The organism is Providencia sp. SP181, assembly GCF_050446505.1.
GTDB classification, from domain to species: Bacteria; Pseudomonadota; Gammaproteobacteria; order Enterobacterales; family Enterobacteriaceae; genus Providencia; species Providencia vermicola.
Window position 1 is genome coordinate 18,313 of record NZ_JBBPXM010000017.1, and the last position, 19,877, is coordinate 38,189.

Annotated in this window: 18 protein-coding genes; 7 read left to right on the forward strand and 11 right to left on the reverse strand. The window is 40.9% G+C overall.

Going from position 1 to position 19,877, the window contains the following annotated elements:
• Positions 1-683: 683 nt before the first annotated feature.
• Both AABS66_RS19230 and AABS66_RS19235 read left to right on the forward strand, forming a co-directional pair.
• Positions 684-2,243 carry a sulfatase-like hydrolase/transferase gene (locus AABS66_RS19230; RefSeq protein ID WP_206086822.1) on the forward strand — a complete coding sequence of 520 codons (1,560 nt, stop codon included), beginning with the start codon at positions 684-686 and terminating at the stop codon, positions 2,241-2,243.
• A 124-nt stretch (positions 2,244-2,367) separates the two neighbouring features.
• Complete coding sequence (locus AABS66_RS19235) at positions 2,368-3,087, forward strand: oligogalacturonate-specific porin KdgM family protein (RefSeq protein WP_206086821.1); 720 nt, start codon at positions 2,368-2,370, stop codon at positions 3,085-3,087.
• A 179-nt stretch (positions 3,088-3,266) separates the two neighbouring features.
• Here AABS66_RS19235 and AABS66_RS19240 read toward each other — a convergent pair whose 3' ends face one another.
• From AABS66_RS19240 to agaR, 11 genes are all read right to left on the reverse strand, one after another.
• Positions 3,267-4,334: a glycoside hydrolase family 88/105 protein gene (locus AABS66_RS19240; protein WP_430225325.1), complete on the reverse strand. Its 1,068-nt coding sequence runs from the start codon at positions 4,332-4,334 to the stop codon at positions 3,267-3,269.
• Between the two features lie 17 nt (positions 4,335-4,351).
• Positions 4,352-5,107: a 2-dehydro-3-deoxy-D-gluconate 5-dehydrogenase KduD gene (gene kduD / locus AABS66_RS19245; RefSeq protein WP_206086819.1), complete on the reverse strand. Its 756-nt coding sequence runs from the start codon at positions 5,105-5,107 to the stop codon at positions 4,352-4,354.
• A gap of 67 nt (positions 5,108-5,174) precedes the next feature.
• Complete coding sequence (gene kduI / locus AABS66_RS19250; RefSeq protein ID WP_206086818.1) at positions 5,175-6,005, reverse strand: 5-dehydro-4-deoxy-D-glucuronate isomerase; 831 nt, start codon at positions 6,003-6,005, stop codon at positions 5,175-5,177.
• 37 nt (positions 6,006-6,042) lie between these two features.
• The gene (gene nagA, locus AABS66_RS19255; protein ID WP_206086817.1) at positions 6,043-7,215 is read right to left on the reverse strand and encodes an N-acetylglucosamine-6-phosphate deacetylase; all 1,173 of its coding nucleotides are present in this window, start codon (positions 7,213-7,215) and stop codon (positions 6,043-6,045) included.
• A complete protein-coding gene (gene agaF / locus AABS66_RS19260) occupies positions 7,212-7,643 on the reverse strand; it encodes a PTS galactosamine/N-acetylgalactosamine transporter subunit IIA (RefSeq protein WP_206086816.1) in 432 nt (143 codons plus the stop codon). The genes nagA and agaF overlap by 4 nt, the downstream gene beginning before the upstream one ends.
• A 62-nt stretch (positions 7,644-7,705) precedes the next feature.
• On the reverse strand, positions 7,706-8,593 hold the full coding sequence (locus AABS66_RS19265) for a PTS system mannose/fructose/sorbose family transporter subunit IID (protein WP_206086815.1): 888 nt from the start codon (positions 8,591-8,593) through the stop codon (positions 7,706-7,708).
• Positions 8,583-9,353: a PTS N-acetylgalactosamine transporter subunit IIC gene (agaW, locus tag AABS66_RS19270; RefSeq protein ID WP_094962833.1), complete on the reverse strand. Its 771-nt coding sequence runs from the start codon at positions 9,351-9,353 to the stop codon at positions 8,583-8,585. The genes AABS66_RS19265 and agaW overlap by 11 nt, the downstream gene beginning before the upstream one ends.
• Before the next feature lie 48 nt (positions 9,354-9,401).
• Complete coding sequence (agaV, locus tag AABS66_RS19275) at positions 9,402-9,896, reverse strand: PTS N-acetylgalactosamine transporter subunit IIB (protein WP_206086814.1); 495 nt, start codon at positions 9,894-9,896, stop codon at positions 9,402-9,404.
• Between the two features lie 34 nt (positions 9,897-9,930).
• On the reverse strand, positions 9,931-11,115 hold the full coding sequence (locus AABS66_RS19280; protein ID WP_206086813.1) for an SIS domain-containing protein: 1,185 nt from the start codon (positions 11,113-11,115) through the stop codon (positions 9,931-9,933).
• An 8-nt stretch (positions 11,116-11,123) separates the two neighbouring features.
• Entirely contained in the window at positions 11,124-12,407 is a 1,284-nt protein-coding gene (kbaZ, locus tag AABS66_RS19285; RefSeq protein ID WP_206086812.1) for a tagatose-bisphosphate aldolase subunit KbaZ, read from the reverse strand.
• Positions 12,408-12,458: 51 nt separating this feature from the next.
• Positions 12,459-13,235, reverse strand: a complete 777-nt coding sequence (gene agaR / locus AABS66_RS19290; RefSeq protein ID WP_206086811.1) for a transcriptional repressor AgaR — start codon at positions 13,233-13,235, stop codon at positions 12,459-12,461.
• Positions 13,236-13,762: 527 nt separating this feature from the next.
• Here agaR and AABS66_RS19295 point away from each other — a divergent pair.
• The 5 genes from AABS66_RS19295 to AABS66_RS19315 all read left to right on the forward strand — a co-directional run bounded on the left by AABS66_RS19295 (position 13,763) and on the right by AABS66_RS19315 (position 19,796).
• Entirely contained in the window at positions 13,763-14,998 is a 1,236-nt protein-coding gene (locus tag AABS66_RS19295) for an anaerobic sulfatase maturase (RefSeq protein WP_349416040.1), read from the forward strand.
• Between the two features lie 23 nt (positions 14,999-15,021).
• Entirely contained in the window at positions 15,022-16,629 is a 1,608-nt protein-coding gene (locus AABS66_RS19300) for a sulfatase family protein (RefSeq protein WP_430225326.1), read from the forward strand.
• Positions 16,630-16,692: 63 nt separating this feature from the next.
• Positions 16,693-18,159 (forward strand): DUF2264 domain-containing protein, encoded by a 1,467-nt coding sequence (locus AABS66_RS19305; protein WP_272539921.1) that lies wholly within the window; start codon positions 16,693-16,695, stop codon positions 18,157-18,159.
• A gap of 115 nt (positions 18,160-18,274) precedes the next feature.
• A complete protein-coding gene (locus tag AABS66_RS19310) occupies positions 18,275-19,129 on the forward strand; it encodes a tagatose bisphosphate family class II aldolase (RefSeq protein WP_206086807.1) in 855 nt (284 codons plus the stop codon).
• 88 nt (positions 19,130-19,217) lie between these two features.
• Complete coding sequence (locus tag AABS66_RS19315) at positions 19,218-19,796, forward strand: DJ-1/PfpI family protein (RefSeq protein WP_206086806.1); 579 nt, start codon at positions 19,218-19,220, stop codon at positions 19,794-19,796.
• The last annotated feature ends 81 nt before the right edge of the window (positions 19,797-19,877 follow it).

The window sequence follows — 19,877 nt, forward strand, 5'->3', positions numbered from 1 at the left end:
TTTCCCAACTTTGCATTGTTAAATTATTGATATTGATACGTGATAATATTCTTTCACAATGTATATTTTATTTAACACCTAGTATTAAACTCGCTCTATCTTAAATTTAATTAATATATATTTTTGTTAGGTAATTAAAAGATAATTTATTCTAAAAATAAAAACAATTTTAATTTAACAACATTAATAGAAAAGTAGATGGAATGAATGCTTAAAATCATATTTTGACATTTTATTTCTTTATCTTTCATTTAGATAATTGAATAAATTTTATAATGCCTCTTATATTGGTTGATTTTTATAGGGTAGTGATAAAAATTTTTCTTTGTATTGTTTCACATTGCCTCTATCTACCCCTTATTTGAAAGTAAATGAAAAATTACTGTCGACTGTTTAACTACCACTTGCTATGTAATTTCAAAGCAAAATTCCACTTTTGTGCTCAGTATCTCTGAATTATTAATTTTTATTAAAAATCAGTTGATTATGGTTATTTTTCCTAAGTTGTTATCATCTTTTTACAGCGAGGTAATCGACTTATTTTCGATGAATTGCTTACTTTTTGTGATCTCTACTTGAATTTTGGTATTTTCGATCACTTACTTTTTGATCTTATGTAAAAGTATAAATAATATGTATTAACCAAAAACGAAAGAAAACGTAAACAAAAAGAGGATGAAGCAATGACTGTTTCGCGAAGAACCTTTATAAAAGGATTAGCAGCCAGCGGTGCAGCAATATCGGTTTCTAGTCCCATTTTAGCCAATGAAGGAAAACCTTCAAACGGTACACCTTATCGGCCTGATAATGCGCCTAATTTATTGATAGTATTTCCTGATGAAATGCGTGCCCATGCGCTACAATTTATGGGAGAAGATCCGTCAATTACGCCTAATTTAAATAAGTTTGCCAAACAGGCGAAAGTCATGACGCAAATGGCGTCAAATTACCCATTATGTTCTCCATTCCGTGGCATGTTTATGACAGGACAATATCCTGTTCGTAATGGTATCACTGGCAATGCACATGATTATGGCGGAAAGGTAGGGATTGATTTATCGCCTTATGCTAATTGTTGGTCTGATGTATTAAAATCACTAGATTACAGCACAGGTTATATTGGTAAATGGCATTTAGATGCGCCATACGCCCCTTTTATTGAAAGTTATAACAACCCGATGGAAGGGCGTTATTGGAATGAATGGGCAGCGCCAAATCGCCGCCATGGCTTTGATTTTTGGTACTCCTATGGGACATATGACCTGCATATGAAGCCAATGTATTGGGCTAACGATACGCCACGTGAAAAACCTGTTTATGTCGACCAATGGGGACCAGAACATGAAGCGGATATGGCCATAAAATTCTTACAGAATAAAAATGGGCAATATCGTGACAATACAAAGCCATTTGCGCTGGTTGTTTCAATGAACCCCCCACATTCACCGTATGACCAAGTTCCACAAAAATATCTCGATGTCTATAAAGGAAAAACATCACAAGAGTTAAATACTCGGCAGAATGTTAAATGGGATACGGAATACCAAGAAGGTTACGGCCCTCAATATTTTAAAGAATATCTGGCAATGGTAAACGGCGTCGATGAACAATTTGGTCGTATTGTTGATGAGCTTGAAAAACAAGGGCTTGCAGATAATACACTAGTCGTTTTCTTTTCGGATCATGGGAGTTGTCTTGGTGCAAATGGCCAACCGACGAAAAATAACCCATATGAAGAATCGATGCGTGTTCCGATGATGTTCCGCTTGCCAGGTAAAATTAAACCAGGACAAGATGATGCATTAATGTCAGCACCAGATATCTATCCAACGATCCTAGGCTTATTGGGGTTAGAGCAGTGGATCCCTGGCTCAGTTGAAGGCAGTAACTTAGCTGAGCGTGTCGTTACTGGTGAAGGTGAAGTCGCCAATTCTCAACTTTATTTATTTATTCCTTATGGTGAACCTTCGTTTGGTAAACGTGGCGTAAGAACGAAAACACATACATTGGTTATTGACCGCCAAGATGGACAACCATTGAAATATACGCTTTATGATAATGTAAACGACCCTTATCAAATGAAAAATGTGGCAGACGAAAATAAGCCAATTATTGATGAATTAATTAAAGATGAGCTCATACCATGGTTAGAAAAAACGGGTGATTCTTGGAGACCAACAGAATTCATTACAGCAACAACAAATAAATTAAATAAAAAAGTTTCAGCTTGTGAAGTTAAATAAATCATTTTTTGCCACCTAATAAACTAGGTGGCATTAATTTAAAAAAATGAAAATATTATTCTCTAATAAAACAGGGAATCACTATCCTCGTGCTTAAATAGTACACAGCTTTGGAATAAAGATAATGAAAAAATTAATTATTGCTAGTGCAGTATTACTTTCAATTTCATCACAATATGCTCTTGCAAATAACTATAAAACAACAATTGAGTATCGCCATCAATATTTAGATGCATCAGGAAAAAGTGGAGATAGAATTAAGGCTTTTTTGGATACAGGGAAAAATATTGGATTTGAACTAGATGCTCGTTATGGGAATAAAGATGGTGCCTATGATGCAATGAAAATTGATGGCTCCGAATTCTCAGCATTTTATTATAAAAAATTGAACCCAAATTTAGTGGGACTAGTTGGTGCTTCTCTTGATTTTGATAAATTAGGTCTAGTGTATGTTCCTTATGTTCGTTTAAATTATACATTCGATAATGGCATTCGTTTGCAAGGCCGTTATAAATGGAAAGTATGGGATTATGGCCAAGCAGGGGAGAATGGCAGTAATTATCACTCTAAGATCCAAGAGTTTGATAGTTGGATCGGCTACAAATGGGGGAATTTAGATTTACAATATCAGTTAGATTTAATGTGGGAAATGGCTGACAACGCTCAACCTCTTTATAATGATAAGAAATTCGATTATCAACACAATGTTCGTCTTCGTTATGATATCAAAGCTGATGATGGTGCTTTGTGGCGCCCATTTGTTGAAGTGGGTAATGTAAAAGAAAATAGATTTTCAAGTGACCGACAAACACGTTTCCGTGTGGGTATTCAATATACCTGGTGATATCACTTTCTATTAAATAACTATATGCCCACGAGTGATCGTGGGTTTTTTTATTGCTGGCTATGTAAATAAAAGTGGAAGAATGATACGAAAAACAGTAAGAAAAATGGCCAATAAATTGGCCAAAAATAAATTAATGAAATGACAACTTGAGCAATGGTAAATTGGGTTGTAATAAATTAAATTTTGAGTTGAATAACTTCACTTGCTGCTAATAAATAGGCTCCAGCGCCATAATCCATATTATGGTCATACTGGACATCTCGTGGGTTGAATGCTGGAAGCTGCACCCAACCTAACATCCCATTGGGATGAATACAGCTTTGTAGTGCGCACCATGATTTTTCGAGCAAAGGCAGGTAGTGTGTTTCTTCCAGTAAACCTTGGTTTAAGCCCCACGCTAAGCCATAGCAAAATAACGCAGTGGCACTACTTTCGGGAGCTGGAAAGCTTTGGGGATCGAGCAAACTGGTACGCCAGAAACCATCTTCTTGTTGGTATTGAATGACAGTTTCTATTAGCTGAGTAAATAAATCCACATACTGCTGACGAGCAGGAAAATCATCAGGTAAAGATTGTAAGATGCGCGGGATAGAAGCTATAACCCAGCCAATACCTCGACTCCAAAATACTTTTTCACCATTTTTTTCACGCAACTCACCACCTTTGCCATCAGGAATATAGCGATAATCACGATAAATTAAGCCAGTTTCAGGATCTCGTAAATGTTCTATCGCATCCCAATAAGCAGTATGCATATAATCTAAATAACGGCTGTCATTTGTATGTGCAGATAATGCTGCAAAAGCGGGAGGAGCCATGAAAAGAGCGTCACACCACCACCAGTCCTCTCGACCTGGTTTTGGCTCAACTAACATAAGGTTGAATGCGTTAATAGTGGGCTCAAGGACTTCTGGATGATCAAATTGTGAGCTTACGGCTAAATAGGCTTGGGTACAGACATGGTCATCGGCAAATCGCGGGTTAGGTCCTGTACGAAATCCTGTATGTAATGTGTAATCCAATACACCAGCGAGATATTCGTTATCCTGTGTTGCTTGCCATGCAGCAGCAACACAAGACCACAGAACACCACGTTCCCAGTCCGTATCTTTAATAAAACGGGTTTTGCCACTACGACGAAGCACACTGCGTACTTGGTTTTTTGATTGATAACGGTAAACCCGTTTCATATCGTCTAAAACTGTATTACGTTGTAATGGTTTTGGTAATGATGATTGTTCCATTCTTTTCTCCAGATGGGTTAGCGAGCTAACCAGCCACCATCAACCGCAATGGTATAACCATTAATATAGTCACTTGCTTTGGAGGCTAAAAAGATGGCAGGTCCCGCCAAATCCTCTGGTGTTCCCCAACGGCCTGCTGGAATACGTTCTAAGATAGCTGCGTTGCGATCTGCATCAGCGCGCAGTGCCGCCGTGTTGTCTGTTGCCATGTAACCTGGGGCAATTGCATTCACATTGATATTGTATTGGGAAAGTTCAGTGGCAAGTGCTCGAGTGAGCCCCATGACAGCTGACTTACTTGCCGTGTATGATGGAACTCGAATACCACCTTGGAACGAGAGCATTGACGCAATGTTAATAATTTTCCCGCCATTACCTTGTTTCACGAATTGGCGCGCAACGCGTTGAGATAAAAAGAATAAGGTTTTTTGATTAATATTAATCACATCGTCCCAATCTTTTTCACTAAACTCTAATAAGTCTTCACGGCGAATAATACCTGCATTATTGACAAGGATATCAACATGGCCCATAGCGGATACTGCATCATCAACCAAAGTTTGTAACCCATCTTGTTCCATTAAATTCATAATAATATAGTGAAACTTACGGCCTAAAGCTTCAACTTGAGCACGTGTTTCAGGGGCATCTTGGATACCAACTCCGACAATATCCGCGCCTGCTTGGGCTAAACCAATTGCCATCCCTTGACCTAAACCGGTATTACATCCAGTGACAATCGCAACTTTTCCTGTTAAATCAAATAAGTTCATCTGTGCCTCACTTACGATGTGACAGTACTGCCACATCGTTTTTTATTATGTTAAAAAGATAAAAGGGTTATTTCAGATCTTTCATCGCGACATGGTCCATATCGTGGAATACCTGGTTTTCCCCAACCATTCCCCATATAAATGTATAAGCCGCAGTTCCCACGCCTGAGTGAATAGACCAGCTTGGACTAATGACGGCTTGTTCATTACGAACAACAATGTGACGTGTTTCGGAAGGCTCACCCATATAATGGAAAACAACGTTGTCTTCTTTCATATTAAAATACAGATACACTTCCATACGGCGCTCATGGGTATGGCATGGCATGGTATTCCATAAGCTACCGGGTTCGAGTACTGTCATGCCCATTGATAATTGGCAGGTTGGTAAAATAGATGGGTGTAAGAATTTATAAATGGTTCGAACGTTACAATTTTCAACATTACCCAATTTTTCTGGTGAAGCTTGTTCGATAGTAATTTTGCGTGTTGGATAGGTATGGTGTGCAGGAGCACTGTTGATGTAAAAACGTGCAGGGGTAATGGCATCGTTACTGATAAACTCGACAGATTTAGCACCCATACCAATATAAATAGCTTCTTTTGGTGCGATATCATAAGTTTCGCCATCAACGATAACTTGACCTGCCCCCCCAATATTAATTGCACCTAGTTCACGACGCTCAAGAAAGAACTCAACGCCTAATGCTTTTCCTGCCATAAGAGCGAGTGGCTTTTGTGTTGGAACAATGCCGCCCACAATAATGCGATCGATATGGCTATAAGTGAGATTCATTTCCCCTTCACGGAACAAGTTCTCGATCAGGAACTGTTTGCGTAAGCCTTCAGTATCAAGTGTTTTTGCATGCTCACTGTGAATTGGTTGACGAATTTCCATTATAAATACCTCATGATTTACTGATAGGTAACCAACCTTAATGGTCGGTATCCCCGAATACAGAGTGAACGTGTTCACCTCTGATGAATGTGTCTGTTAGATAAAAATTATTATCAACAACGGCAAAATTAGCTTGAGCCCCAACTCGGATGTAGCCAAATTGGTCATCAATTCCAAGGTATTGAGCGGGGACCGATGTGGCCATTTGTACAGCTTCCCACTCAGGAACATGAGCGAGTTGCACCATATTGCGCAGTGCGTTATCAAGGCTGCACGTACTACCAGCAAGAGAACCATCTGCAGTGCGAGCTTGCCCTTGGGTGACTTTCACCGTCTGTGCCCCTAGGGCATAATCACCATCTGGTAGCCCTCCAGCTCGCATGCAATCCGTGATTAACGCTAGCTGTTGGTAACCTTTCATTCGATAAGCCAACTGCATCATGACAGGGTGAACATGAATGCCATCGGCAATCAGTTCCGCAAGGACATCGTGGTACAACACTGCGCCACAACAACCAGGCTCTCTATGATGTAAACCCGTCATGCCGTTATAAAGATGCACGCCACAATCTGCACCATGTGAAAATGCGAGGCGGGTTTGTATAAAATCGGCAGCAGTATGTGCAACACTGGTTTTAATACCGTGTTGTACTAACCAATCAATAACCTCAATAGCGCCTTCTGCTTCAGGTGCAACAGCTACACGCAAAAGGGTGTGGTTAGCACATTGCACAAGGTCTTCCAACTCATGAATGCTCGGCGCCTTTAAGTACTTAACAGGATGTGATCCTCGATGACGTTCAGTGAAGTAAGGGCCTTCTAAAAAACTGCCGACTAATTGGGCGCCTGATGTTTGCGGCTTGGTGATAAATTCACACACTTGGATTAGTGCGCGTTTGATATCATCCATGGGGGCGGTGACGGTCGTTCCCACCCAAGCCACAACACCTGTTTTGACTAATGCATCAGCAATGGTTTGCAACCCTTGTTGGCTTGCATCCATGACGTCTGCACCAGCACGGCCATGAATATGGATATCAACAAATCCTGGTAGTAAGGAGCGGCCTTCAAGACGAATGACTGGGCAGTGTTCGGGGGCGGTATCCGTAATTTCCTGTATAATACCGTTACACACTCGAACATATTGCTGATAGCGAATTCCCTCTGGAGTAAAGGTGCGATCCGCTAAAATGGCATATTGCTGTTTCATAGGCCATCTTCTTCAAATTCAGGTGCTGATATCATAGTCAGTTGCTGACGTAGGTCTTGAATACTGCTAGTGCCAATATCGTGTAAGATAGAAAGAAGTTCTTTTGTATCAACGCCTTCACGCTCTAATGCCGCATTGACGATCATCGGCAGATTAACGCCAGCTAAAACTTCAACGGATTTATCTTCCATCATAATTGCCATAGCGCGATTACAAGGGGTTCCACCAGGAAGGTCGGTGAGAAAAAGCACATGTTCACAATTCATGGTGTCCATTGCTGCTCGCATTTGTTGTTCCAATTCGTTGGGAGAAAGGGTCTCAACAAAATCAATAAACACCATATTTTCCTGTTCACCTGCGATGGCTTTAACTGCGGAAGCCATGCCACTTGCAAAATTAATGTGTCCAGAAACAATCAAACCAATCATTTACAACTCCTTGCTGGTGGGTAACTTAGTTACCCACCTAAAAACAATTTAATACGATTCTGTTACATCACACCAAGTACATGGCCAATAACACCGAAGGCTAAGACAGAGAAGATAAGTACTGGCGGTTTTGCCCAGAAACCAGTCCCTTTCACCATTTTGAACATCAAAAAGACAAGGCACAGAGGGAGCAAGTTAGGCATGATTTTGTCGAACAAGGCGGTTTGTAGTTCGACCACCTTGCCACCCACCTCGACTGCGGCGGTGGTTTGTACCTTTATGAAAGTGGCGGAAAGTGCTCCAATCACAAAAATACCCATGATGTTAGCGGCTTTAGCCAGTTTTTCTGTTGCGTCGCTCATGTTAACCATCGCTGCAGTACCTGCGCGATAGCCCATGAACATCAAGCCGAAATAGACAAAAAAGTGAACAATTTGGTACAAAAAGAAGAAAACGAATGGGCCAGCAATTGAGCCTTCCATTGCGATAGATGCACCTAACGCTAAAGTCAGTGGCATCAATGTCATATGGTCGATAGCATCGCCAATTCCACCTGTTGGGCCCATACCCGCTACTTTCATGACGTTAACAGTAGAAGGCTTCTCTTTGTTTTCTTCCATGGCAACAGCAGTACCAAGTAAGAAAGTAAATAATTTTGGACTCGCATTAAAAAACTGTAAGTGGTTTTTCAGTGCGGTTGCATAATCACGTTTGTTATTACCATGAATTTTGCGTAGTGCTGGGATGATGGAGAATGCAAATCCTCCCCCCTGCATACGTTCAAAGTTAAAGTTACCCTCCATAAATAGCCCGCGAAAAGCACAACGCCATAGATCGCCTTTCGTGATGACTTTGCGGACAGTGGTATCTTGATACTCATCAATGCCATCAACGTAGGATTCCGCTGGTAAGTTTTTGGTTTCTACTGCAGTTTTGTTATCAGATACCATCTTCAAAATCCTCATTTTGTTGTGAGTTATTCTTGTTGTTGTTACCGCTGAAGAAGTAATACAGTGCCGCTGCAGATGCACCGAGTATTGCTACGGCCATAATTGGTAGTTTGAGATAAGTGGTCATAACGAAACCAACAAAGAACACGCCAGCCACTTCTTTTGACCACATGATTTTTAACAGCATAGCGAAACCAATTGCTGGAACCATTTTTGCCCCAATACCTAAGCCTTCGAGGAGCACTTTTGGCGTGTTTTCATCAATCCACTGTGCTGCGTGTTCACCAAAGTAAACTGTTACAAAGGCGACGATCGCATAGAGTAAAGAACGAACGGTAATTGTGGCGATTAATAATCGGGAGATCCCAGCTGCATCCGCTTTTTCCGCGTAGCGATCAGCTTTCCCCATGGTGAATGCGGTGATAGCGAAAAACCCGATAATGATCATTTGCATGAGAACAGCAATTGGCATTCCGATCCCCATAGCTACCGCTGGTGACTGGTTAGTCATGATGGCAAATGCAACAGCAGCGATAGTTCCTAAAGTGACATCAGGTGGCTGAGCCCCAGCATTTGGAACAAGCCCAAGCCAAGCTAATTCTAATGTTGCACCTGCAATTAAACCGACTTGCATATCACCCATAATCAGGCCAACTACAGGCCCTGTGATCAGCGGGCGGTGGATATTGAGTGCAACGTCATACTTATCTATACCGCAAAAGAAGGCCCATAAAGCCACAAGAGAAGCTTCATAAATCATAATAGTTTTCCTTAAACGCCTTAGTGTTAAGTTGTTATTTCACTCTGCCTATGCTGATGCGAGAGTCAGAACATTAACGGGGGTTTGATCGGGAGTATTTTGAATCGTGCAAGCTACTCCTTTGTTAACAAGCCGACGAAATGCATCTAAGTCGCTTTCATCCACTGACACCGTTTTGGCAATTTGGCGCTTTCCTTCATGGAAATGCATATTACCGACGTTGCAGTGAGTGATAGGAACGCCGCCTTCGACAAGACGAGCAACATCTGTTGGGTTATTGCAAAGAATAAAGATTTTTTGACGAGGAGATGCTTTGTGAATGACATCAATGGTTTTTTCAATAGAGAAAAACCGGACGGCATATTCTCCACCCGCGGAGGCTTTCATTCCTGCTTGCATAAAAGCGGCGTTAGGACCATCCGCAGCATCGTCATTAGCAACAAGAATTAAATTTGCTTCAGTGTGTTTACCCCAAGTGATTCGAATTTGCCCATGTAATAAACGCTCATCGATTCGGGTCCAGACAATATTTGGTGCGTGCATATAATTGCTCTCTTATTATTAGCTATATTTATCATTAAGAAGGTATGACGCCATCTTCTTGATATGAGAACGGGTAAATAGTGACACCTTGAACAACTCGATTAATTTCTCCAGTTGGAGATGGGTTATCAGGTGTATTCCCCAGTGCAATGGAACTATGGAATGCAAAGGCCTGTGCTAACATTAAATAAGGAAAAAACAGGGCTGAGTCTGAGCATTTCTCCATTTTTTTAATATAAACAAAACTTTCTTCTATTTGTGTGTCATCAGAAGAGGAGGTGACCGCGATCACTTTTGCTGAAGCATTATCGTGAATTACCTCTCTTAATAAGTCAGTTTCATACTGTCTGGTGTATTTATCGTTTGACAGAAACAGCACGACCAACGTTTCTTTATTGACGATAGATTTCGGTCCATGGCGAAAGCCTAAAGGAGTATCGAAGTTAGCAACGACCTTACCAGCCGTTAATTCCAACATTTTTAAGGCGGCTTCTTGTGCTAATCCTTGTAGGCCACCACTACCTAAATAAATGACTCGTTTAAATTTACCTGCATAATCTTCCCGGATACGACGGTTAAATTGGGTATAACTGTCGTGATAATCTTGGAAATAAGGTTTAATTTCGTTTAAATAGAAGGATTCGGTTAAGAAGATACACAGTGCAGCCATCATCATGGATGAAAAGCTTGACGTCATTGCTAATGAACGGTCATTTGACTCTTCAGGCATTAAAATGGCTAATGCATGGGTATTATTTTGGCAATAACGATATAGCTGTCCTTGTTCGTTACAGGTTAAAACTAAGTGATAACATTGAGTTAAGCATTTTTCTGCCACATCGAGGGCGGCAACACTTTCGGGGCTATTGCCCGAGCGAGCAAAAGAAATGAGTAACGTTGGTACGTCTTCCGCTAAATATTCTTTTGGGTCGGCAACTAAATCCGTGGTGGCAATGGCATCTACGCGACGTTTTAAATGGCCTGTTAGAACAGGGGCAAGAGCGCGCCCTGCAAAGGCTGATGTTCCAGCACCTGTCATGATAATCCGTGCGTTTGATGCCTGAAGTACTTTAGCTAAAAATGCATCAATTTCAGCGCGTTGCTTTTGTATTAGCTGGTTTGTTTTTTCCCAACACTCAGGTTGTTGTTCAATTTCTTTTGCTGTCCAGAATGCGTTTAGCTTTTCGAGTTCAGGTGTTTGATAGCTTAAATATTCCATGTCAAACCTCAGTGACTAAATTTACATGCATCGGCATATACCGAAAGTACGTCGCGAATTTTTGCAAAAATAAAGGACTTCGCTGAGCCGTCGATCATGCCTTCTCTCAATTGTTGGAATTGATGCGGCATGTATTGGCTTAAAAGTGGTAAAGGGATCGGTTTTGAAGATAAGTTAGCCATCAGTGTTTCTATGGCTTGGTTAATTTCTTTATCAGGCCAGTAATAACGAATTCGGTCACTAAAGCTATAAACGCGTGCAAACGCTTGCTGCTGGGCATCACCATGGTAGTACTTTTGCCAAAATTCGGGCTCACGGCACATCAGCTGTTCCATTTTCTCTTTTAAGTGGGAACACTGTTCCGTCGGGAACATTTCATCCTCAATTTCACATAGAGAATAGAGTGCTTCTCGCATAGCAAATGTTAAAGCAGGGCCAACTTTTAAAATGGCAAAGTGGTCTTGAACGAGCTGCTTATAGGCATCTGGTGTTTGGTAATCGGTTGAGTGTGCTTCAAAAACGAGGTGAGGATAGTCATTAACAACTTTACTCAAGGCTTGTGCTTTTTGGGGTTGGTAATCAATAACATGAATATGGTCAAACTCCACGCCAGGTTGAACGACTAGGCCAATAACACGTGTCCAGCAATCACTGATACCTGCTTTTTCGAATGCTTTCGCATGGCAGTCTAATGTTTTCTTCGCGGCTTGTGGGGCTGTCACTTCAACGCCTTCAAGATCTTCAGTTGCTCCACCAGGTACAGGAACTTCTGTACCAATAACATACACGATATCGCTGTAACCGAATTTTTCTTTGGCGGTCTTTTCTGCAATAACGGCGAGTCGGGCGGCACGTTGTGCAACAATTTCATCCGTGAGTGGAACGGGATCATCTGCACAGGACATACTGCAATCAAGGTGGATTTTCTTGAACCCTGCGGCAACGTAATGCTCAATTAAGACATCCGCATTATTCATGGCATCAGCGGCATTAAGCCCTTGCCAACGATTAGGACCTAAATGGTCACCACCAAGAATTAACTTATTCAGAGGGAAATTGATTTTTTCTGCTTTTTCAACTACATAATTGAAAAAATCAGCCGGAGTCATACCCGTATAGCCACCAAATTGGTCAACTTGATTCGATGTGGCTTCAATTAAAAGAAAGGAATCATTATCCAGCGCTTGGTGCAATGATGCTTCAATCACAAATGGGTGGGCTGAGCAAACAGAATAAATACCATTCTGTTTACCAAGTTTATTTTGCTGAACAATCTTTTCTAAAGGATGCATTAATACTAACTCCACAATCAACACGGTTGTATTGTTAATGGAGTTAGCGAATTATTGCTCTTTATCGACGATGACTACTTCAATTTTATGGTTTTTCAACTCTTGGACATATTCTTCAGGAATCCCAGAGTCTGTCACCAAAACATCAATATCAGCGAATTCACGGATCATATGACAACTGCGCTTACCAAATTTCGTAGAATCAGCAACCGCAATAACTGTTTCCGAGATTTCACACATTAACCGGTTAAGGCTAGCTTCCTGTTCATTGTGTGTTGTGATACCAACGCGTAAATCGAATCCATCAACCCCAAGAAAAACCTTGTCAAAACGATAATTTCTGAGGCTATTTTCTGCTTGTGAGCCAGAAAACGATAAAGCATTTTTGCGCAATGCGCCGCCAGTCATTAGTACATCAACGCCTGCGGCTGTTGCTAACTCCATTGCGACATCTAAACCGTTAGTCATGACAACGACGTTATCCCGCGACTTTAAGTGTGTCGCAATTTCCCGTGTCGTTGTCCCCGAGTCTAAAATGATCGTGTCGCCATCATTAATGAGCGCGGCGGCGGCTTCCCCTATTAATGTTTTTGTGCCCGCATTCTGCCCACGCTTTTCGTGGATGCTTAGTTCAGCAATAAACCCAGTATTCGGAATTGCTGCCCCATGGGAGCGGACCACATAACCATTCTTTTCAAGAAAGCTTAAATCGCTACGGATGGTGACACTTGAAACTTTAAATATTTCGGCTAAATCTTCGACTCGTGCTTTACCTTGTTGGTTAATCATGTCTAGGATTTCCATACGCCGTTCAACTGCCGCTTTCACTTTCGTCTCCTTACGAAACCAAATGATTTGCTTTCATTTGATTTCGAATTAAGTTTACTACGCTAAAAAATACCGACAACGAAAAAAAACAAAACTTTTGATCTCTTTCACAAAGTTTCGATTTGCGTGTTGTTTGCTTACGGATATTTTCAAATTTTAAATATCATATCTTCGAATAAGAAAGTATCCAATCAATAAAGTATCAATAATTGTACTTTTACTGAGCAAACTCGGTGTTTTGCATAAATATTAGCAATATTTGCAAAAAATTCGCGGAATATAAGCTCAAAAATCGGCATAAAGTGTGAAGGTGATATTTAAATTTCGAAAGGAAGAGAAGTTTCTTTAAATCAAAAACAAAAGTCAGCGGTTTACTGTATGTTATTTATACTCTCTTCAATTGTTCTAACTCAAACTACTTTCTTTCAAATTCTTTCATTTTGCCGTTTTGTGATTTCAATCTCTTTTGATTTTTCGTGTTTTGGGTAATGCTATAAAAATAACCTGACTGTTTCGGATTAATTTAAATGCCTGCAAACCAACCCACTTACTTTCATATGATGGCGAAACCCACGAGTTATCGCTGCAATATTAAATGCGAATACTGTTTTTATCTGGAAAAAGAAAATGTGTTTCACGAGCAACCTGCGCAAGACCAACATGACGTTATGCCTGATAACGTGCTACGTCGTTATATCAAAGACTATATCCAGTCCCATGCAGGTGAGCAGGTCGATTTTTCATGGCAAGGTGGTGAGCCAACACTTGCAGGGCTCGAATTCTTTGAGCGAGTTGTAAAATATCAAAAGCAATATGCCCAAGGAAAAACCATCACAAACAGTGTGCAAACTAATGCGATAGCGATTAATCGGCAATGGGCGCAGTTTTTTGCAGATCATCATTTTTTAATCGGTGTATCTATTGATGGTTTAGAAGCAGTTCATGATAAATATCGAATTTCCGTTAATGGCAACCCAACTTTTGAGCGTGTTAAAAAAGCAATTCAGCTTTTGATTGAATATGGTGTTGAATTTAATACCTTAACCGTTGTTAATGACCAAAATTGGCGGAAAGGGAAAGAAACGTACCGTGCGTTGAAAGCATTGGGTTCCACGTTTTTTCAGTTTATCCCTATTGTTGAGGTGGATAGGCGCTTTCCTCATATCCAAGGTGGCCATTATGCACCTGGGCCAAATGCCGTGATGGCACCTTTTTCAGTGCCCGCTGAAGGTTATGGGCAGTTTATGGCTGATATTTTCGATGAATGGATCCATCAAGGAGATATTGGCAAAGTTTATATTCGTCTATTTGATAGCTTATTAGGGACTTGGATGGGCTATCCAGCATCAACCTGTGTGCAATCTAAAACGTGTGGGCAAGCGCTGATTATTGAATCTAATGGGGATGTCTATTCCTGTGATCACTATGTGTACCCCGCAAATCGATTAGGTAACGTACAACAACACTCCCTTTCTCGTATTGTCTCCTCTAAGCAGCAAGTCCGTTTTGGGCAAAATAAATATGACAAGCTAACTAATCTTTGCCAGCGCTGTGAGGTTCAAAGCCTCTGTTATGGTGGTTGCCCTAAGCACCGGATCACGGCGATAGAAGGTGAAAAATATCGCCATAATTATTTATGTCATTCATATAAAAAGATTTTTCATCATACCGCTTTAGGTATGCAGTTAATGCGCCAAGCGATATCACGTGGCGCTTTAGCCAGTGATGCACTGGGTGCAATACAGCATGCTTACAAGCAATAATCATATTATCTGGAGATATTTTTGTGAGATTACCTTCTATGAAGAGAAGCCTGCTAGCTGGATTGATAGCAGCGAGTAGCCTAGTGCCTCCTATTGCGGCGAATGCGGGCGGGACACCAGAAAAGCCGAATGTTTTATTGATTATCATGGATGACTTAGGAACAGGGCAGCTCGATTTTGTGCTTGATAGTCTTGATGTCAAAGAACTTGCACAGCGCCCGTCACCACAGCGTTATCAGGGTGATATTAATCAGATGGTGGAAGCAGCAAGAGTGGCAATGCCAAATGTTGCGGATATGGCTGCTGGTGGAATTAAGATGACCAATGCATTTGTTGCTCATCCTGTTTGTGGCCCATCACGAGCGGGTATTTTTACTGGGCGTTCTCCTGCGAGCTTTGGCACTTACAGTAATGATGATGCGATGTTAGGTATTCCACAAGACATCAAACTATTACCGGCACTATTCCAAGAAAATGGTTATGCCACAGCTAGTATCGGGAAATGGCATAATGCGAAGGTCTTGAAAAAACCTAAAATTGCATCAGAAAAGCAAACTCGTGATTATCACGATAATATGATTTCGACACCAGAGCCTGGTTTTTCACCTCATGAAAGAGGTTTCGATTATGCGTATAGTTTCTATGCATCGGGAGCGGCACTTTGGAACTCTCCGGCAATGTGGCGAAATGGTGAAAATGTGCCAGCGTCTGGCTATACCACGCATTTACTAACGGATGAAACTATTAATTTCATTGATGGGCACAAAGATAAACCTTTCTTTATCAATCTTTCATACAGCGTACCACACATCCCATTAGAAGAAGCCTCGCCAGCGAAATACATGGATAAATTCAACACGGGTAATGTTGAAGCCGACAAATATTTTGCTGCATTAAATGCGGCTGATGAGGGAATTGGCAAAATTATCAACACGCTAAAGGAAAATGGTGAATTAAATAATACGCTAATTTTCTTTATTTCTGACAATGGCGCAGTGCATGAGTCGCCAATGCCAATGAATGCGATGGATAAAGGCTTTAAAGGACAAATGTTTAATGGTGGTGTACGTGTTCCATTTGTCGCTTATTGGCCAGGGCATATTCCAGCGGGTAAACAGAGTGATGCGATGGTCTCTGCGATTGATATCTTACCAACTGCATTACAAAACGCAGGGATCTCCACACCTGATAGCATGAAGGTTGAAGGCAAAAATATTATGCCACTCTTAATGGGTAAAACAGAAAAGTCACCACATGACTACCTGTATTGGACAGGGCCAGGGACGAAACATTACAGCGAAGAAAACCAAGATTTTTGGCATGGCTACCATGAATGGATCACTTATCAACGCAAAGAAATTCCAAACAACCCAAATTTAGAAAAACTATCGAAAGGTTCATGGGCGATCCGTGATGGGGAATGGGCACTTTATTTTTATGATGATGGTTCTAACCAGCTTCAATTATTCAATGATAAACAAAACCCAGCCGAATCGAATGATTTAGCGGCGCAATATCCAGAAAAAGTAAAAGAGTTAAAATCTGCTTATTATCAATGGGTTAAAGATAAGCCTAAACCCGTTGTATGGGGGCAAGATCGTTACCAAGTTCTGATTGAATCAGCAAAATAAACACAAGATTTTATTTTAATCTGCGCGCAAGGATGCGCCTGTTTGCATCATAGAGAAATACGTATGACAATACCGACTGAACGCCCAAAGCTGCCTTATGAACACCCTGATATCAAAATTTATCAGAAGTTATTCAAAGAGAATATCATTCGAAGATTAATTAGAAAGTCAGCCTATCAATGTAACGATAACCACATCACCAAAGCCTTTCAAGATGAAAATCAACCTCTTTCAGTTCTTTGCGAATTATTAGTACGCTATACGACGGAAGCCTTTGTTCATTATCAAACATGGGGTTACTCCCACGCTTACTACCCTGGTAGCCCAGGCCAGCAAACAGTGCGAACTGATGCCCTAGAAGGGGTTAGTAGGGTACTACCTTTACTTGCTTCATGGCTAGTTCACAGCCAAAAAGCAACATTGAATGGGTTAAATTTAGCATCAATTGACCTTTCTGAAATCATCAAAAATGCATTTTTACATGGTACAGACCCTGCTCATAAAGGCTATTGGGGAAGGCTTGAAAATTATGACCAAAAAATTTGTGAATCTGCAGATTTAGCGCTGACTCTCTGGTTGAGTCGTGAGTGGGTATGGGAAAAATTAGATAACCTTGCGCAACAACGAATTATTGAGTGGTTTGAACAGGTTAATCATTGCGATATCGTTGATAATAACTGGCACCTTTTCCCGCTTACTGTGCAATTTGTGCTCCAAGCTCTCACTGGTCGAGATGCCATTGCAACGTGGCGGTATGAAAGAGTAAAACAATTTTACGTGGGTGATGGCTGGTTTCGAGATGGCGCGAAAGGTAACTTCGATTATTACAATGCATGGGGATTTTACTACTCATTATATTGGCTAAACCAAATTTGCCCAGACTTCGATGAAGAATTCATTCGTAGTTCACTAAATCAGTTTAACCATCATTATCGTTATTTTATGACACCACAAGGGATCCCCTTTTTTGGCCGCAGTGCATGTTATCGCCTCGCGGTGTCCGCGCCTTTACTTGCAGGCGTTGATTTAGGTGGTGATGCAGTGAGTGTGGGTGAGGCTAAAAATGCACTAGAAAGCACTTTACGTTATTTTATTGGCCATGGTGCTTTAAAAGCAGGAGCGCCAACTCAAGGTTTATTTGGTTATGATGCCCGCTTAGTCGATAATTATAGTGGTCCTGCGAGTAGTTTTTGGTCATTACGTGCAGTGATTATTGCTTTGTATTGTGGCAACCGCATTCAACTTTGGGATAGCCCTAGCAGTCCGCTGCCAATTGAACACTCAGACTTTCATTTCGAAATATCGTCCATTGCAGCAACGGTTATTGGTGTGAAAGAAACACAAGAGGTTACTGTGATATTTCGTGAAGATTACCTCAAACAACAATCTCCTCTGACACGTCGCTTAGAAAAGCAGTTATGTTCTCAGAAAGTAGTTGAAATGCTATTAGGTCAATCAAGGCGCCCTAAAAACAATCTGTTACGTAAAGGAGTCACGAGTTATAGCTCTAAAATGGCTCACTACTTCTAGCCTTTCTTTCATTTGCTTTCAGTGCGAAAGGGATGGAAATGTGATTTAGATCTTTTACCTTTCCTATTCTTTCGTTTAATATTAATCGAAATCAATCGAAAGTTAAGAGGCGACTATGTACTTGGTATCTACCCGTAATATGTTGAACAAAGCCCAACTGGGAGGCTATGCAGTTCCCGCATTTAATATTCACAATTTGGAGACCATTCAAGTTGTTATGGAAACTGCCGCAGAAATGGCGTCTCCCGTTATTTTAGCGGGGACACCGAGTACATTTTCTTATGCAGGAAGTGACTACTTGATCGCTATTTGTCAGCAAGCGGCTGAGCGCTATAAAGTCCCAGTCGCTTTACATCTCGATCATCATGAAGATATTCCAGATATTTTCCAGAAAGTCTCTGCGGGGGTGCGCTCTGCGATGATTGACGCTTCTCATTTTCCGTTTGATGAAAATATTCAAATCGTTAAACGGGTTGTTGATTTCTGTCATCAATGGGATTGCACAGTAGAAGCGGAGCTGGGGCGTTTAGGCGGACAAGAAGATGACTTAGTTGTTGATGCCGCGGATGCGCTTTTTACTGACCCTGATGCCGCCGTTACTTTTATTCAAAGAACGGGTATTGATTCATTAGCCGTTGCAATCGGAACAGCTCACGGTATGTACAAAAGTGAGCCACATCTGGATTTCGCTAGGCTAGAAGCAATCCGTAAAAAAACAGATGTGCCTTTAGTGCTTCATGGTGCTTCGGGGATCCCTGATGCGGATGTTAGGCATTGTATTGAGCTTGGAATTTGTAAAGTCAATGTCGCAACAGAACTCAAAATCGCATTTTCTGATGCAATTAAGCAGTATTTCATTGAAAACCCAGAAGCGACAGATCCCCGTCATTATCTGGTTCCCGGAAAGGCGGCGATGAAAGCGGTTGTGATGGATAAAATTCGTGTTTGTAAAAGTGATGGAACACTTTAATAAGCCAAAATAATCTGAATTTGTTTGATGTATAAACCAAATTTGTTGTTGATGATACGCAGTAGATCTTTTTAAAAAAAGGAATGTTATGAAACAAGTTGCTGTTTTACTCGCTGATGGTTTTGAGGAAGGAGAAGCGGTCGTTTTCATTGATGTCATGCGCCGGTTAGATATTCATGTAGATGTGCTGTCTTGCATGGATACGCTTGTTTTAAATACGTATTTTGGTACTAAAATTAGTGCAGATCATCTTTTAGTCGATAAGCTAGCCCATAGTTATGATGCGGTGATGATGCCTGGGGGGCCAAAAGGAACTGATCGCTTGTATGCGAATGAAAAGGTGGTTGATTTTCTTCGTCGGCATATACATGAGGATAAATATATTTGTGCACTATGCTCTTCAGGCGCAAAGGTATTAGCCGCACACGAGTTACTGGAAGGGAGATACTACAGTACAGGCGACAAGCTGGCTGAAAAATTTAATGATGGTATTTATCTTGATCAGGATGTTGTTGTTGATGGAAAGTTTATCAGTGCAAAAGGGCTTGGTGTGAGTTTTGAATTTGCATTTACAGTTGCAAAACATTTATTGGTCGACAATATTGATAAAGTGGATTGGCAAGCTAAGCATATTTATTTTAAACACTGGCCGCTTTCCTATCTATAATTTTTATTGGTAACTACGTACTTTTATATCGGCAATAAAGGTAATAAATAAAGCGGGAATAATATTTTCCCCCGCTTTATT